The sequence below is a fragment of the Sorangium sp. So ce128 genome (assembly GCF_051525245.1).
GTDB lineage: Bacteria > Myxococcota_A > Polyangia > Polyangiales > Polyangiaceae > Sorangium > Sorangium cellulosum_B.
The window spans coordinates 4,240,453-4,258,126 of record NZ_CP150313.1 but is presented as its reverse complement, the minus strand read 5'-3'; the positions used below and the strand labels follow the sequence as shown (position 1 = coordinate 4,258,126).

Below are 17,674 nucleotides of genomic sequence, written 5' to 3'. Positions count from 1 at the left end.
ACGGTGAAGGAGCAGCGGAGCCGACGACCGTAGGAGGAGCCGCCGGATCCGTCAAGAGAGGCCCGCCGCGCGCGCTGCGCGCTCTACGACGTCTCCGGCCGGATCGCCGCGTCCGCGGCGCTGCCGGGTTCCCGTGACCGCGACACTGGAACTGCCATGAGCGACGGCGTAGTCTCTTTCGCGAATGCGCCCTGTCGGAACACCGCAGGCCCACGCGGCCCGGCGCCATGAGATCGCCTCTCCGCTGCGCCGGACTCCGCCCGGCGCCCATCCCTCGGACCACGTCGGCTAGCGCATGAGCTCCGCGCGCATCGAGTCCGCACGGCCGCTCGTCGCAGGCCGGTTCCACATCGAGCACGAGGTCGGGCGCGGCGGGATCGGCACCGTGCACCGCGCCTTCGACGTGCAGACAGAGCGGTACGTCGCGCTGAAGATCATCACGGCGGTCGGCGTCGACGCCGAGGGCCAGGCCCGGCTCTCCCGCGAGGGGCAGATCCTCTCCGAGCTCGATCACCCGGGGATCGTGAGGGTCGTTGCGTTCGGGACGCTCGAGGCGAGCGCGGTCGACGCGGAGGGGCGGCGGATCGAGGAGGGCGCGACCTTCATCGCGATGGAGTGGCTCGACGGCGAGGACCTGGCGGCGCGCCAGAAGCGCTCCCCGCTCTCGCTGCGCGAGGGGATCGAGGTCGGGCGGCAGATAGCGAGCGCGCTCGCGGCCGCGCACGCCGCGGGCGTCGTCCACCGCGACATCAAGCCGTCCAACATCCTCCTCCTGCGCGGCTCGCCGGACGCCCCGCTCCGCACCAAGCTCGTGGACTTCGGCGTCGCGGCGTCGAAGGAGCTCGTGCTCACGACGGACGCGGGCGGCCTCGTCGGCACGCCGGCGTACATCTCGCCGGAGCAGGCGCGCGGCGACGCGACGGTGGACGCGCGCAGCGACCTCTACTCGCTCGGCGCGACGCTGTTCGAGCTGGTCGCCGGCCGACCCCCGCACATGGGGCCGACCTCGATCGCGACCCTCGTCCGCCTGGCGACCACGCCCGCGCCGCGCCTCTCGGAGTTCCTGCTCGACGTGGTCCCGGCGCTCGACGACCTGATCCACGCGCTCCTCCTCGCCGACCGGGAGCTCCGGCCGAGCTCGGCGCGCGAGGTGGCGGACAGGCTCGCGGCGCTCGCCGACGAGCCGTACCTGCCCACCCCGTCGCCGCTGCGCGTGAGCGACAACCCGCCGGGCGCGATGGGGACGCGCCTCGTGACCACGATCGTGGCGCTGCACGTGGCCACCGGCGAGGAGCGCCAGCGGGAGCTCGAGGCGCTGCGCCGCCGCGGGGCCGACGCGCTGCCGCTCGGCACGGACTCGATCGCCGCCCACCTCGGCGTGCGGCAGGCCCACGGCGACGAGGCGTCCCGCGCCCTCGAGCTCGGGCTCGCGCTCGGCGGCCGCGGCGGCCGCGTCGGCGTCGCCTCCGGCCGCATGCGCGTCGACAGGACGCGCGCGGCCGGCGAGGTCGTCGACCGCGCGGTCGCGCTCGCGCGCGAGGCGGGCCTCGGCAGGGTCCTCGCCGACGCCACCACGGTGGAGCTGTCCCGCGGGCGCTTCATGGGCGAGCCCCTGGAGAGCGGCGCCGTGCGGGTGCTCGCGCGCGCGCCGAAGCGGCCCGACGCGCAGACGCCGTTCGTGGGGCGGGACGCCGAGCTCATCACGACCGTCGCGGCGTTCGAGCGCTGCGTGGAGGACGGGACGCCGGTCGTGATGAGCATCTCGGGGCCGCCGGGGATCGGCAAGAGCCGGCTCGCGCGCGAGTTCGTCGCCCGCATCGTGGATCGACCGGATCCGCCGCGGCTCATCCAGCTGCGCTGCGAGTCGTTCGGCCGCGCGCAGGCGCTCGGCGTCGCCACGGACGCGCTGCGGGTCCTCATGGGCCTGCCGAAGGGCGCGTCGCTGGAGCAGGCCGAGGACGCGGTGCGCGCGCGGCGGCCGCTCCACGGCGACGGCGGGCTCCTCGCGCGCCTGCTGGCGAACCAGCCGTTCCCCGACGGCGTCGACCTGCGCGGCGCGCGCGACGCGCTCTACCTCTCGATGACCGACATCGCCGTCGACGCGGCGTCGAGCGAGCCGTGCGCGCTGCTCGTCGAGGACGCGCAGTGGGCCGACCCGGAGAGCGTCGCGTGGCTCGATCACCTCCTCGGGCGGGCGACCGGGAGGGCGCTGTTCATCCTGCTCATGGTGCGCCCCGCGTTCTGGCGCGACCAGGGCCAGCGCTTCGCCGGCCGCGACCACGTGCGCGTGGAGCTGCGCCCCATCGCGCGCCGGGCCACGCGCGAGATCGCGCGGGCGGTCTTCAGCGCAGCCGCGGCCACGCGGCCGTTCGAGGAGGCCACGCTCGACCGCGTCGCGCAGCAGGCGGCCGGCTCGCCGCTCTTCGCCGAGGAGCTCGCGCGGGTCATCGCTTCAGGCAAGGACGCCGCCACGGCGCCGACCATCGAGGCCGCCATCCAGGTGAGCCTCGACGCGCTCGACGAGCCCACCCGGGAGGCGGTGGTGCGCATGAGCGTCTTCGGCCTGTCGGTGTGGGACGTGGGCCTCGCCGAGGTCGGGGTGGCAGAGCCCGCGACGGCGCTGAAGAAGCTCATCGCCGCGGAGCTCCTCGTCGCGCAGCCTGCGTCGCGCTTCCCGGCCGCGCGTGAGTTCCTGTTCAAGCACGCGCTCGTCCGCGACGTCGCGTACGCCTCCGTCGGCGACGAGCTCCGCAAGAGGCTGCACGCCGCCGCGGCGCGCTGGCTCGATCGGCTCGGCGAGGACAGCGCGACGGTGGCGCAGCACTTCGACCTCGGCGACGAGCACGAGGAGGCCGCGATCCGCTGGGAGGCCGCCGCGCGGCGCGCCCTGGCGACGAACTCGCTCCGCGACGCGGTCACCATGGCCGATCGCGCGCTCGTGTTCTCCCCCGACAAGCCGACGGCGTTCGCGCGCGCGGTCCTCCTCGAGGAGGCGTACTCGCGGCTCGACGCGCGCTCGCCCGAGCGCGACTCGGCGATCCGGGCGATGTGGGAGAACGTCTTCGACGAGGCGAGCGAGCTGCGCACGCTGACGGCCCGCGCGCGCTACGACCACGCGTGCGGCTCGGGGATCGACCTGGAGGAGCGGCTGACGGCGCTGCGCGACCGCGCCCGGTCGATCGATCTCGTCGAGGAGGAGGCGCAGTGTTCGGCGACGCTGGCGCAGGTCCACGCGTTCGCCGGGCAGCTGGCGATGGCCGAGCAGGAGGCCGCGCACCTGCTCGACCTCGCGGCGCGGCGGAACCTCGTCTGGGCGGCGGTCGACGCCTGGCAGACGCGCGCGGTCGCCCACCAGACCCGCGGCGAGCCGGCCGCCGCGCTGGGGGCGCGCCGGAACGCGGCGCGGGCCGCGCGCCGCGCCGGGCTGCAGGAGCGCGAGGCGATGCTGACGATGAACGTCGGCTTCGCGCTGACGACCATCGGCGCCCGGGAAGAGGCGCTCCAGGAGATCGAGGGGGGCATCGCCAGGGCGCAGGCCATCGGCAGCTCCGGGGCGGCGCGGCACGGGCAGATGATCCTGCTCTGCTGGGCGGCGACGTTCGGCCCCGAGCCCCGGCTCGACGCCGTGCTCGCGGAGCCGCGCGCGAGCGCGGACGAGGCCGCGGGGAGCATGTGGGTCGTGCGCGACCGCGTGACGCTCGGCATCCTGTTCTACCGGGGCTGCGAGCTCTTGCGCCTCGAGTCGTCGGGCCTGGCGCGGGCGCGCTCGCTGCTGAAGAAGGCCACCGACGCGTACCGCGTCACGGACAACCGCGACGTCCTGCCCGTGGCGCTCGGGTTCTGCGCCGAGGCGGAGCGCCGCTTCGGCGACGCCGAGCAGGCCCGCGAGATCGCGCGGGAGGCGGCGGCCCTTGTCGAGGCGGGCGCGCCGAGCCTGCTCAACGAGGCGCCGATCTACCTCGCGCTCCACGACGCCTGCGTGGATATGGGCGATCTGGAGGGCGCGCGCGCCGCGATGGAGCGCGCGATGCCCCCGCTCCTGCGCCGGCTGAAGGGCCTCGAGGGGACGCCCTACGCCAGCTCGTTCCTGCTCAACCTGCCGCAGAACTCGGCGCTGCTCGCGGCCGCCGAGGCCTACGGCTGCGTGCCGCCGGAGCTCGAGGTGATGCTGAGCGGCCGGCCGTAACGCCCCGCGCGGCGCTCCGACGCCCTCTCGCGCGGCCTCCGGCGGTTACGCCGAGCCCGCGGCGCTGCCGTTCACTTCCGAGGCGCGGTGCCGCCGCCTGCCTTGGGGGACGTCGACGGCACCGGGCGGAGGTTGATGGTCAGCACCTCGTCGCGCGTGAACACCACGAAGCGCGCCTCCGGGGTGTACCCGTCGGCGGCGACCCGGATGCGGTGCCCGGTGCCATCCCGGCTGAACCTCGCGAAGAACGGGTTGCTGGGGAGCTCCACGTCGTCGAGGTAGATCTTCGCGTCCAGCGGCGTGGCGATGATCCGGAGCTCGACGAGGTTGGCGACCGGGGGCGCGTAGGTCGGAGGAGGGGTGGTCGTAGGATCGCCCCTGGTCTCCGGAGGAACATCGCCCTCCGCCGGGGGCGTCGTGGGGCGGAGCGCGAGGACCGCCCACGCGCCGCCGATCAGCAGCACCGAGAGCACGGCGATCCCCGCGCTCCATAGCGCCTTTCGCCGGGTCGACTTGGTGTTGGCGACCATGATCGTGGGGATCGTCTGGCGGTTCGAGATGCTGTCCTCGCGCGACGGGTCGTCGCCCAGCATCTGGTCCCCGACCGGCGCGGAGAACTGCTGCGACATCTGCGAGAGCGGCATGCGCTGAGACCACGGCACGGCGCCGCGCTCCTCGAGCACGGGCAGGATCTCGAACTCTTCCCCGCCCTCGGCCGCGCCGGCGTGGAGCCGCCCCAGCTGGTCGCTGATCGCGGACCTCACCTCGGCGCGGCGGTGCGCGAAGGTCTCACCGATGAGGCGACCGATCTCGGCCGAGGAGGGGCGGCGGCCCATCGTCGCCAGGTACGCCTCGACGTCGTCACGCATCTGGGCCGCCGTCGCGTACCGCTCCTCGGGCGCCATCGCGAGCGCGCGCGAGCAGATCCGCTCGAGGGCGTCAGGCGCCGCGGGCCACCGCTCGCGCAGCTTCGGGATCTCGCCGAACGTGAGCCGCTGGAGGATCTGCACGTCGGAGAGATCCCCCCAGAAGCGCTCGCCCACGACGAGCTCCCAGAAGATGAGGCCCATCGAGAAGATGTCCGCGCGGCGATCGACCATCGTCGCGAGGGCCTGCTCCGGCGCCATGTACCGGATCTTCCCCTTCACGACGCCGGTGCTGGTGTCCGCGTCCCGCGTCGCCCACTTCGCGATGCCGAAGTCGACGACCTTCGCCTGCCCGTCGTAGGTGACGAAGATGTTGTGCGGGCTGATGTCGCGGTGGACCACATGGAGCGGCTGACCGTTGAAATCCATGAGGTCGTGCGCGTAGTGGAGCCCGGCGAGCGCGTCGGCGAGGATCGCCAGGTAGACCGCGCGGTGACGCGACGGGTCGATCTTCCTGCAGATCCGATCGAGCGAGTGCCCTTCCAGGTACTCCATCACGATGTAGTACTGTTCGTCGATCTGGCCGCACTCGTACGTCTGCACGACGTTCGGGTGGTTCAGCCGCGCGGCGAGCCTCGCCTCGTCGAGGAACATCGCGTTGACCTCGGGCTCGGTCGCGATCCCCGGCTTGAGCCGCTTGATCACGACCAGCTTCTCGAACCCGAGCGGACCGCGATGCGCAGCGAGGAAGACCTCGGCCATCCCTCCCTGCCCAAGCTTTGCGATCAGCCTGTATCTCCCGAAGCCTCTCGCGGACTGCACGGGGAGCCGGACGATCATCGATGACGAGGTCACAGCACCTGATCGTTCGTAAGGATTGCTGACTCGTCAAGCAGACTCATGGAGATGTGCATCCCTCCGGCACAGCAGAGCCCCGGGGCGAGGAGCGCGCGCGCGCTCCCCTGAATGCCCCGGGGGCTCCGGTTATTGGGGTGAATTCCGCTACTTAGGCCCTGCTGCCACGCGGGATCACCCCTCGCCGATGGCGATCCCGAGCGCCTGACGCAGCGCGAAATACTGATCGCTCGTCGAGAAGACGATCAGCTCCTTGAGCCTGTCCTGGGGCGGGAGATCCCCGGGCTGCTGCGGCTCGGCGGCGATGATCTTCTTCGCGATCTCGAGATCGCCCGAGAGGAGCAGGCCGGTGCGCGCCGCGGTGATGTCGACGCACTGGACCCACCGCTTGATGTTGGCCTTCGCGCCCTCCGCAAGGAACTTCTTGACCACCATGCGGAGCCCCTCGAGCTGCATCGGCTGCATGAACCCGCGGAGCGTCTGCGCGGTCGCCGTGATCTGCTTCTCGATGTCCGGCGGGACCGACGTGTCGGGCGCGACGAGCTTGATCCCGGCGAAGAGGAGCACCGTCAGCTCGGTGACCGTCGGGAACAGCGTCTTGATGTAGTGCTCGCCGCGGTACATCGCGAGGTGCTTGCCGACGATGAACGTGAGCTCCTGCGGCGAGAACCCGGTCAGCACGGTCTGACCCGCGACGGACGCCGGCTGCTCGTTCGCCACCGCGACGAGCGCGCCGGGCACGTCGCTCCGCACGTAGAGCCGCGGCGCCGGCAGGCCGAGGACGTTGGCCGCCCACCCGAAGGTCCGGGCGAACGTCACCGTCGAGGTCGCCGGATCCTGCAGGAAGCGCTGATCGAGGACCGGCAGCTCACGGCGCTGCTTGAGCGTCTCGATCTTCGCCCTGAGCGCGGCCCCCGCGATCATCTCGAAGATCTTGCCGACGTAGAGGTTCTCCTCCTCGTGGAACAGGTTCCTGATCCACTGCTCGTTGTCGAGCCGGCTCTTCGCCTGGATGAGCCCCTGCGGGCGGTAGTCCTCGAAGTACTGCTGCTCGTCGGGATCGGCCTTGCGGAGGAACGACAGCGCCGCCGCGACGCACCAGGCCTGGTCGTAGCGCTTGCTGTCCACGTACAGGCGGTAGAGCCGCTTGTACGGGTCGATCTTCATCGGATCGATCTTGACCATCGCCTGGAACTCGCCGGTCGCCAGATCGAACTGCTCCGACTGCTCGTAGAGCTCCGCGAGGATCAGGTGCTCCGTCGCGTCCTCGGGCTTGAGCCGCGACGCCATGCGGAACGTCTCGAGGGCGGCCGTCCTGTCGCCGAGCCGATCACGGTAGATGAGCCCGAGCGCGTGCCAGAGGCTGTACTCGAGGTCCGTGTTCCCCTTGCCGGCGACCCTGTGCAGCATCTTGCGGTACGCCCGCTCGAGCTGCTTCCACTCCTTCTGCGCCGTGAGGATCTTGTTGATGCGCTCGAAGGCCTCGAGGGAGTGCGGGTTCAGGTCCAGCGTGTCGTTGAACAGCTCCACCGCGCGCGCCGGATCGTCCAGCTTGTCGCGGTAGATCTGCGCCATCGTGTAGAGGTAACGGCTCTTCCGATCCGGCTGCGGCTCCAGCTCCGCGATGCGCTGGAGGCAGTCCACCATCCGCTCCCACTGCCCCGTGCGCTGGTAGAGCTGGAGCAGCTTGTGGAGCAGCACGTGGTTCTGCGGCTCCAGGTCGAGCGCCTCCTCCAGGGCCTCCACGCCCTTCGGGATGTTGTTCTCCTTGTCGACCCAGATGTCGCCGATGTCGTTCAACATCCTGAACCGCTCGGGGCCGTCCATGATGTTGTCGAGGATCAGCCGCTTGTAGTGGCAGACCTGCTTCCAGTCCTTGAGCGCGTCGTAGACGGCGACCATCGCCTCGAGCGTCGGCCGGTGCGCGGGATCGGCCCCGAGCGCCTTCTCGAAGTTGTTGACCGCCTGCTTCGACTGCCCCTGCGCCTGCTTGATGCAGCCGAGCTTGTAGTAGACGGTCGCGCGCTCCTCGGTCTCGGCCTCGTCGAGGCTGGTGAGCACCTTCTGGTAGTTCGTCAGCGCGCTCGCCCAATCGCCGAGCTTGAAGCTGACGTCCGCCAGGCCCCGGATCGTCTCCTGGTCGGTCAGATCGAGGTTGTGCGCGGCCGTGTACGCCTTGAGCGAGGCGTCGTCCTTGCCGAGCCGATCGAGGACCCGCCCGAAGGTCCGCTGCAGCCGGTGCTGCTCTGACCTATCGCGCTTGCCGCTCTTCCTGACGAGCATCTCCGCGAGCGGCTCGGCCTGGGCCCACCGCTCCGTGGAGACGTACTCGTTGAGGAGCGGCATCGCGGCGTCCTCGTTGTCGGGATCGCTCTGGAGCGCCATCTCGTACGCCTGCACCGCGAGCGCGTGCTCGCCGAGCATGTCGTCCCGGAGCTTGCCGAGCTCGACGAGCAGCCGCGCCTTGGCGCGGGGCGCGTCGGTGTTCATCTGCTCCTGATCGAGGTAACGCGCCGCCCGGTCCCAGTCGGCCGCGTCGATCGCGATCACCCGCAGCGCCGCCAGCGTCGGCACGTGCGACGGATCGAGATCGAGCGCCATCTCGAAGCGCTCCTGGGCCTGGACCCGCTCGCCGAGCTTCTCGTCGAGCTGCCGGCCGATCCGGAAGTACATCTCGACGCGCTGCTTGCCGTCGGCCGTCAGGTCGGCGACGCGCGTCATGTACTCGATGGCCTTCGCCGAGTTGTCCTGCTTCTCGTAGAGCTTCGCCAGCGCCTCCAGGGCCGGGATGTGCGTGTCCTGGATGTCGACGATGTTCAGGTACGCGTCGATGGCGCGGTCGAGGTCCTCGATCTCCTCTGCGTAGACCTTGGCCGTGTGGGACCAGAGCTCGATCTTCTTCTGCCGATCTTCCGCCGCGGTGATGTGGCGATCGTAGGTGTTGATGAGATCGTGCCACTGGCGGAGCCGGCGATAGCAGCGCTCCAGGGCCTCGAGCGCGGGCTCGTGGCTCGGGTCGATCTCGACCACCTGCTCGAGGCGCGCGGCCGACAGATCGGGCTTCAGGAACTGCGCCTCCTGGAGGGTCGCGATCTTCATCAGCACGTCGATGCGCTCGCGCTCCGTGGTGACCACGTCGAGCTGCATCTCGAGGACGCGCACGAGATCGGGCCACTGGTGCGTCGCCGTGTAGACGCGCTCGAGCCCCCGCATCGCGAGGAGGTTCGAGGCGTCGATGTCCAGCACCTCGCGGTAGACCGCGCCGGCCTTCTCGATCAGGCCGAGCTTGGACTCGTAGAGGCCGGCCGTGCGCAGCTTCACGGCCGCGACGACGTCGGACTCGTTCACGGCCCGCGCCTTGCGGAGCAGGACGTCGACGAGATCGTTCGACTGATCGCGATCCGTGTAGATCCGCTCCAGCGCCTCGAGGGCCGGCAGGTGCAGCGGATCCACGTCGAGGGCGCGCCGGTAGAAGCTGAGCCCCTGCTCGACCTCGCCCATGTGCTTCTCGAGGACCTCGCCGAGCTCGGTCAGGACCTCCTTCCGATCGACGTCGGTGACCGCGACGTTGAGGGCGCTCGTCAGCATCTGCCCCTGCTGCTGCCACTGGCCGGTCTTCTTGAAGAAGTTCGCCATCTGGCGCAGCACGGCGACGTTGTTCGGGTCGTGCGCGAGGATCTGCTGGTAGTACGGCTGGGCGTACTCGGGGTGACCGAGGTCCTCCGCGTACCACTTGGCGAGGCGCAGGCAGAGCGTGATCTTCTGGAGCGGGGCCGTCTGCTGCTGCAGCCACCCGTTCACCGTCTGCACGAGCTCGGGCCAGCGGTTCGTCGCCTGCGCCATGCGCTCGAGGTAGCGGACCGTGTCCATGTCGGAGAAGTCCATCTCGAACGCCGTGAGCAGCGCGTCGAAGGCCTGCGGCTTGTCCTCGAGCTGCTCCTCGAAGACCCGGGCCACCTTGCGGAGGATGTCGGTCTTGTCGGAGACCTCCTCGCGCGACTCGAGCCGCGCGAGGTAGAGCTCGATGAGCGGCTCGCTCCGCCGGGCCGCGTCGTGGAGCTCCTCGAGCGCCGCGAAGGCCTGGTCGTGCGTCGGCTCGAGCTCCAGGACCTTCTCGTACGCGAGCGTGCCCCGGTCCTTCTCCTCGACCTGGTGCTCCCAGATCTGCGCCACCTCGAGGTACTCGCGCACCTTGTCCGCCGGCGACTCGTAGGCCGCCGCCCGGCCCATCTTCACGTCGATGACCTCGACCCAGCGCCCCTCGGCCCGGAGCAGGTTCTCCAGGGCGGCCATCGCCTCGAAGTCCTTCGGGTCGACCTCGAGCAGCTTCCTCCAGGCGTCGATGGCGTCGTACGCCTGCCCGAGGACGTGCTGGTAGGTCGTCCCGAGCTCGCGGTACAGCGCGATCACGTTCTCGGCCGGCAGCACGTCCCGCGCCCGATCCACCGTCTGGTGGAGAGAGCTCACGATCTGCTCGGGCTCGTTGCGCAGCCGCCAGATCGCCGCGATGGCGTAGAGCGCCTCGAGGTTCGCGTAGTCGATGTCGAGGACGCGCTGGTAGTCGTCGAGCGACGAGTCGTCGCGGCCGAGCTGCTCGTGGAACAGCTTGGCGCGGCGGAGCAGCACCGCGACGCGCGACTCATCGTCGATCGCGATGTCGTAATGCCGCTCGAGGACGTCGCAGAGCTCGGACCACTGCCCCACGCGCTCATAGAGGTTGGACAGCGCCCCGAGCGCCTCCGGATCCTCGCCCCGGAGGTCGAGGACGCGCTTCCAGGTCTCGACCGCGCCCTGGACGTCGTTCAGCCGATCGGCGAGCAGGTGCGCCATCTTGGCGCGGATGTCGGCCTCCTGGCTGTCGCCCATCGCGTTCTCGAGCTCCCGCTCCAGCACGACCTTGAGCTGGGTCCAGGCCCCCTTGGCCGTGTAGATGCGCTCGAGGGCGCTGATCGCCTGCTCGTTCGTCGTCTCGAGCTCGTCGAAGATGCGCCGGAACGCGCGGATGGCGTCGTCGAGCTGACCGAGCCGCTCCTCGTACGTCTGCCCGAGCCGGAGGTACAGGTCGACGAGCTCCGGGCGATCCTCGGTCGCGCGCACCCGCTGCTCGAGCACGCTCGCGAGCTCCGGGTACTGCTCGAGCTGCGTGTAGATCCGATCGAGGTTCGAGAGCGCCTCGGCCTCGAGCGGCTCGATGCCGAGCACGTACCGGTACGTCTCCTCGGCCTTGGCGACGTCGCTGAGGTCGGTCTCGAAGACCCGCGCGAGCCGCTTGCCGATGCCGGTCTGGACATCCTTGTCGCTGTGGATGCCCAGCACGTCGGCGTACGCGTTGGCGAGCATCTCCCAGCCGCCGTCGACCGAGCCGGCGAGCCGCTCGACCTCCTCGAGCGTCTTCTCGTCGCCCGGGTACTCCTTCAACGCCCGCATGAAGACGGCGAGGGCCCCGTCCGGCGAGATGAGGCGCTCCTCCTGGAGCTCCCCGAGCCGGTAGTACATCGCCTGCCGCTCCTGCGCCTCGGTGAGGTGGGTGAGCTCCGCCTCGAGCACCCCGCCGAGCTTCTCCCACTCCGCCGCCGCCTGGTAGAGCGGCTCCAGGATGGCGCCGATCTCGATCTGCTTGATCCCGGCCGCGAAGAGCCCCTCGAGGGCCTCGAGCGTGGGCGAGTGCTCGGGCGCCGCCGTGAGCACCTCGCGGTACGCCCCGATGGCCGCGGGCAGGTCGTTGAGACGCGTTTGATAGACCACGCCGAGCCGGTACTTGAACTCGAGGATCTCGTCCGGCGACTGCGCGATCTCCGACTCGCGCGACAGGATGGTGACGAGATCGCCCCACCGCTCGGTCGCGGTGAACAGGCGATCGAGCGACGCGATCGCGGTCTGGTTCTCCGGCTCGACCTCGAGCACGCGCCTGTAGCGCGCGACGGCGCTGTCGATGTCGTCGAGCTGCGTCTCGAAGATCTGCGCGAGCCGAAGCCCGAGCTCCACGAAGCGCGCCGGCTCCTCGCCGAGCCGGCCGAGCTCGGTGTCGTACAGCGCGGCGACCTGCGGCCAGCGGTTCACCATCATCGCGAGCCGCTCCAGGTTCGAGAGCGACTCCTCGTTGCCGATATCGCACGTCACGGCCCGCGCGTACGTCTCGAACGCGGTGACGTGGTCGCTCAGCATCTCCTCCGAGAGGCGCGCGATGCGGTGGAGCAGATCGACCCTCTCGTACGGGTCCTCGGCCACCTTGACCCGGACCTCGAGCACGCTGATCAGCTTCTGCCACTCGCCGGACGCGTCGTAGATCGGCTCGAGCACCAGCGCGGCGCCGAGCGGCTCGCGGCTGCCGTCCTTGATCTGCTCGAGCGCCCGCAGCGTCGGCTCGTGATCGGGCATCTGCTGCAAGAGATCGCGGTAGAGCTCGATCGCCCGGGACACGTCGTCGAGGTGCTTCTCGTAGAGCTCCGCGATCCGGTACTGGTAGCTGATGCCCTCCGCCGGATCCGCGGTGATCTCCGCCTCGTGCTGGAGCACGCTGAGCAGCTCGAGCCAGTTCTGCGACGTCTGGTAGAGCACGTCGAGCCGCCCGAGCGCCTGGAGATCGTCCGGATCGATCTCGAGCACGCGCTGGTACGTGTCGATCGCGCTCGCGACGTTGCCGAGCTCGCGCTCGTACACCGCGCCGATCTGGTAGTAGATGCGCTTCTTCTCGTTCGAATCGAGGACGAGATCGGCCTTCTTCGCGTAGACCGAGAGGAGCTCCTGCCAGCGTGAGAGGCTGAGGTAGAGCTTCGTCAGCGCGTCGATCGCCCGCAGATCCTCGGCGTCGAGCTCGAGCACCTTGCCATAGACGGCGATGGCCTGATCGTGCCGCTCGAGCACCTCCTCCTCGAGGCTCGCGGCCTGGAAGAGGGCGAGCTTCTTCTCGCTCAGGTCGTCGAGGATGTCCGCCTTCTGCTGGAGGATCTGCGACAGCTCGTTGTAGCGCTCCGAGGTCCTGAACAGCCGCTCGAGCGACTCGGCGGCGTGCAGGTTGCGCGGATCGATCTCGAGCACGCGCCGGTAGTGCCCGACGGCGCTGTCCATGTCCCCGAGGTCTCCCTCGTAGATCCGAGCGCTCATCGTGTAGAGCGAGCTCGCGAGCTCCGCGTCGGTCTGCTGCGCCGCCAGCGTCTCGAACACGCGCGCCAGGTCGGCGAAGCGGCCGGTCGCGCGCGCGAGCCGGTCGAGCCCCTCCTGCGTCGACTCCGAGGCCGGATCCTGGCTCAGCGCCCGCGCGTAGGTGTCGAAGGCCGAGCTGAGGTCGCTGCCCGCATCCTCGTAGAGCACGGCGATCTGGTGGAGCAGCTCGACGCGACGGGTCACGTCGTCGCTGCGCCGCACCTGCACCTCGTGCACCCCGATGAGCTTCTGGAAGTCGCCCGACTGGCGGTACAGCGGCTCGAGGATCTCCGCGATCGCGAGCTCGTGCTCGGCGACCTTCCCGAGGCGCTCGAGCGCCCCGAGCGCCTCGACGTTGGTCGGCTCGCGCTCGAGCACCTGCCGGTAGATGTCGATCGCCGAGTCGACGAGCCGCATCCGCGACTCCCGCAGCGCGGCGAGCCGGAGCATCAGCCGGATCTGCGCTTCCTCCTCGACCGCGATGCCGAGCTGCGCCTCGAGGTTGTCCGCCAGCTCTTCCCACATGCCCTGGCGGCTGAAGAGCCCGTCGAGCGCCGCGAGCGCCACCAGGCTCGTGTTGTCGATGGAGAGGACCTCGCGGTACGCGGCGATCGCCTCCTCCGGCTGCCCGAGCCGCTGCTCGTAGACCTCGGCCATCTGCGCATAGAGGCCCTCGCGCTCGGACGGCTCGTGCACGAGCTCGATGCGGCGCCGGTAGACGCCGATGAGATCGCCCCAGCGCTCGGTGCGCCGGTAGAGCTCGTCCATCGCCTCCAGCGCCTCCGAGTCGGCGGGATCGATCGAGAGCACGCGGAGGTAGCCGTTCGCCGCCTCCTCGACCTTGCCGAGCCGCTCGTGGATGCTCCCGAGGCGCATCCAGTATTCGCGGCTCAGCCGCGCGTCGCTCAGCGAATCGGCGATCTCGCTGAAGATGACGTCGAGCCTGTCCCAGGCGCCCGCCTGCGCGGCGAGCGACTCGAGCTCCGCCCGCGTCTCGGCGTGCGACGGGTCGTCCTTGAGCGCCCGCGACTGCGCGTCGAACGCGCGGCCCAGGTCGCTCAGGCTCTCGGCCGCCGTCCGCGCCACCTTCCGGAGCAGCGCGACGCGGGTCGCCGTGTCGCCCTCGGCCGCGGCGAGGATCTCCAGCGCCTGGATCAGCTTCTCCCAGTCGCCGCGCCCCTCGTAGATCTCCTGCAGGATGGCCGCCGCCTCGGCCCGCAGCGACTCGTTCGAGAGCAGCGCCTCGAGCGCGAGGCGCGCCGCGTCGTTGCCCGGATCGAGGATCAGGATTTCCTTGTAGTTCTCGAGCGCTCCGGCCGCATCGTTCAGGTGCTTCTCGAGGGTGCTCCCGAGCCGGAACTTGAGGTCGATGAGCGCCTGCTCGTCGAGCGGAGAGTCGATCCGCTTGCGGAGCACGTCGACGTAGGACTCCCAGTCCTGCTGCTCGCGGTAGAGCTTGTCGAGCGCCGCGAGCGCCTGCGGGTCCATCGGCTCGTCGTCGAGCACCTGGCGGTACGTCCCGATCGCCTGCGCCGCGTCGCGCAGCTCCCCTTCGTAGAGCTCCGCGATCGCGTAGAGGATCTGCTTGCGCTCCTCCGGCTCGGTGACGATGCCGAGCTTCTTCTCGTAGATGCCGAGCAGCTCGCCGAACCGGCCCGTCTCGCGGTAGAGCCGCTCCAGCGCGCCGATCGCGGCCTGGTTCTCGCCGTCCGCCTCGTACACGGCGCGGAACTGCGAGAGCGCCTCGTCGATGCGCTTCACCTCGTCGAGCAACACCCGCCCGAGCCGGAGCCGGAGATCGACCCCGAGCGCGATGTCCCCCTCGCCCTCGGCGCGCGAGATCGCCGACGAGTAGGCCTGGATCAGGGCGTCCCACCCCTCCGTCAAGCGCGCGGCGCGCTCGACGTCATCGATGCACTGCTCGTCCTGCGGGGCGATCTGGAAGGCCGAGAGGTAACGCTCGAACGCCCGCTGCGGCTCCTTGAGGCGCGTCTCGTAGAGCGCCGCGACCTGCCGGTAGAGGTCGAGCCGGGAGACGTCGTCCTGGTCGTGCGAGAGCTTCACCTCGATGGCGCCGGCGAGCCCCTTCGGGTTGTTCGCCTGCGTGTAGATCGGGATGAGCGCCTCGGCCGCGGCGAGGTGCGAGCCGTCGATCGAGAGCACCTTCTCGTAGGCGCGCGCGGCGCGATCCGCCTTCTGCTTCTGGACCATCCAGAGCTCGGCGATCTTGACCAGCAGGCTGATCTTGGCCGCGTCGTCGGTCTCCTTGGCCTCCTGCGACTCGAGGACCCGGATGAACTCGTCCCACTTGCCGCTCTCGGCGTAGAACACCTCGAGGTCGTCCCAGCGCTGCAGCTGGAGGTACGCCTTCTTGAGCGCCTCCTGGGCCTTGCGGTCCTGGGGGTTCAGCGCGATCACCTCTTGCCAGGCCTTGACGGCCGCCTCGTCGTCCTTGAGGCGCTCGCCGTAGAGCTGCGCGAGCTTGCTGAGGAGCGCGAGCTTCTGGGTGCTGTCGAAGGTCGTGTCGACCTGCTTCTGCAGCACCCTCGCGAAGGCCTGGTAGTCCTTGTTCTTCTCGTAGAGCCCGGCCAGCGCGTTCAGCGCCTCGGGGTTCTCCGGGTCGTTCGCGAGGACCTCGTCCCAGAGCTCGATGCAGAAGTCGACCTTCTTCACCCGCTCCGACGCGAGCTTCGCGATCTCGAGGTACTTCGCGGCGCGATCGCCGCCCTCCGGGAGCGCCGCGGCCTCGCGGCGGAGCAGCCCGATGAGCTTCTCCCAGTCGCGCCGCTTCTCGTAGCTCTGGCGGAGGAAGTCGATCGCCTGCGCGTGCTCGCCGTCGATCGCGAGGATCGACTCGTAGCACTTCACCGCCTCGGCCGCGTTCGAGAACTTGCCCGAGTAGAGCTCCGCCGCCTTCGCGTAGTTGTCGATCTTCTCGGCAGGATCCGAGACCGCCTCGGCGATCTCGATCAGCGTCTTGACGTACTCGTTGTACCGCTTGGCCTGCTCCTGCTTCTGGGCCTTGGCCTTGAGCTCCTCGACGCGGCCCGCGACCTCCGCGCCGGGAGGCGGCGGCGCTGTCGGCCGCCGGCCGACCTCCGAATCCGCAGGCCTGCTCTCGGCGGGAGCCCGCGCAGGAGGCGGCGGCTCGATGTCGGCCACCGAGGACCTCGCGTCGCGCTCGTCCACCGACGAGGCGTCCACAGGAGCGCTCGCGGGCGCGCTCGCCCTGCCGCTCACCGGGGCCGGCGCGCTCACCGGGGCCGGCGTGCTGAGCGGGGCCGGCACGCTGAGCGGGGCCGGCGCGCTGACGGGCGCAGGCGCGCTCGTGGGAAGCGGCGTGGCGTCCGCAGGCGCGACGGCCACGGGCGCAGGCGCGGCCGGCGCGACGACAACAGGCGCGGGCGCGACGACAACGGGCGCGGGCGCGGCAGCAGCCGGGGGAGGCGCGGACGGCGCGACAGGAGCGGCCGTGAGGCGCTCGCCGATCTGCGCTTCGAACGCGCTCACGCTCGGGTGCGTCGGGGCGACCGCCGAGAGCCTCTCGAACCAGCTCCGGGCCCGGATGAGGTTACCGAGCTGGCGCCAGGCGATGCCGCCCGCCTGCGCGATCATGTACGGGGAGCTGCCGTTCTGGTTGGCAGCGCTCTCCGCCAGCGACGCGACGCGCTCCCAGTTGCCCTCCTTCGTCCCCCAGAGCTCGCGCAGGTAGGCGAACGCAGCCTCGTTCGAGGGGTCGAACCGGAGCGATTCCTCGAGGAGCTTCGATCCGATCTCGACGTTCTGGTGCCGCGTGGCCCAGCGGACGCCGAATTTGAACGCCGCCTCTCCGCGCGCCACGCCGGCGCGCGCGTCGAGGATGCGTCGCTGCGTCTCCACGATCGCCTGCGGCCGCTCCGCCTCGACGAGGAGCCCCTCGAACATCGTCGCGGCCTGCTTGTCGGAAGGCGCCGTCTCGTACGCCCTCCGGAGCAGGTCCTCGAGCTGACCGCGATCGAAGCGCTTCGCGAGGCGCGCCGCGCGGAGCAGCAGCCGCTTGCGCTCGTCGGTGCTCGCGGCCGCGTCGGCCGCATCCACCAGCTCCGCCATGCGCGCCGACCACGACGACTGATCGACCTGCATGTCGAAGAGGCAGGCCCGCGCCTCCTCGCTCGTCCCGCCGGACGCGGCGAGGCCTTTCGCGTACATCTCCGTCGCGCGCTCGAAATCGCCCGCGTCGCAGAGCACGTCGCCGAGCTCCACGCGGAGCTCGGCGGCCGCGGTCCCCTCGGGGGCGTTCCTCAGCTCGAGCTCCAGGAGCTTCTGGACCATGTTGGTCTTGCCGAGGTCCCAGTAGATGGAACGAGCCGACTCCAGCGCCTCTAACAGCGCTGGATTCAGCTTGTAGGCGTCCTGGAAGTGCTTCAGCGCCTTGACGGCCTGAAGGAACTTCTCCTCGAGCAGCCGCCCGAGCTTCAGGTGATATGCCGCCTTCCGGGTCGCGTCCCCTTCGGCCGCAATCCCCTTCTCGAGCTCCTCGACGAGCCCTTGCCAGTCATGAACCGACTCGAGATGATTGAGACGCTGCGCAAGATCCATTGATTATCGACCCTCGGCCCCGACCTTCGAACGAATTGAAACGCTT

General features: G+C 70.4%; 3 protein-coding genes. 1 reads left to right on the top strand and 2 read right to left on the bottom strand.

Annotated elements, in window-relative coordinates; genetic code table 11:
- Window positions 1–295: 295 nt before the first annotated feature.
- A complete protein-coding gene (locus tag WME82_RS16345; protein ID WP_438043587.1) occupies window positions 296–4,186 on the top strand; it encodes a serine/threonine-protein kinase in 3,891 nt (1,296 codons plus the stop codon).
- A gap of 71 nt (window positions 4,187–4,257) precedes the next feature.
- Here WME82_RS16345 and WME82_RS16340 read toward each other — a convergent pair whose 3' ends face one another.
- Both WME82_RS16340 and WME82_RS16335 read right to left on the bottom strand, forming a co-directional pair.
- The gene (locus tag WME82_RS16340) at window positions 4,258–5,814 is read right to left on the bottom strand and encodes a protein kinase domain-containing protein (protein ID WP_438043586.1); all 1,557 of its coding nucleotides are present in this window, start codon (window positions 5,812–5,814) and stop codon (window positions 4,258–4,260) included.
- Window positions 5,815–6,081: 267 nt separating this feature from the next.
- Window positions 6,082–17,628: a tetratricopeptide repeat protein gene (locus tag WME82_RS16335; protein ID WP_438043585.1), complete on the bottom strand. Its 11,547-nt coding sequence runs from the start codon at window positions 17,626–17,628 to the stop codon at window positions 6,082–6,084.
- Between the last annotated feature and the right edge of the window lie 46 nt (window positions 17,629–17,674).

Bases quoted from the DNA above. Each gene is read 5' to 3' on its own strand.
- WME82_RS16340 (WP_438043586.1), bottom strand. From the start codon at position 5,814: ATGGCCGAGGTCTTCCTCGCTGCGCATCGCGGTCCGCTCGGGTTCGAG.
- WME82_RS16345 (WP_438043587.1), top strand. From the start codon at position 296: ATGAGCTCCGCGCGCATCGAGTCCGCACGGCCGCTCGTCGCAGGCCGG.
- WME82_RS16335 (WP_438043585.1), bottom strand. From the start codon at position 17,628: ATGGATCTTGCGCAGCGTCTCAATCATCTCGAGTCGGTTCATGACTGG.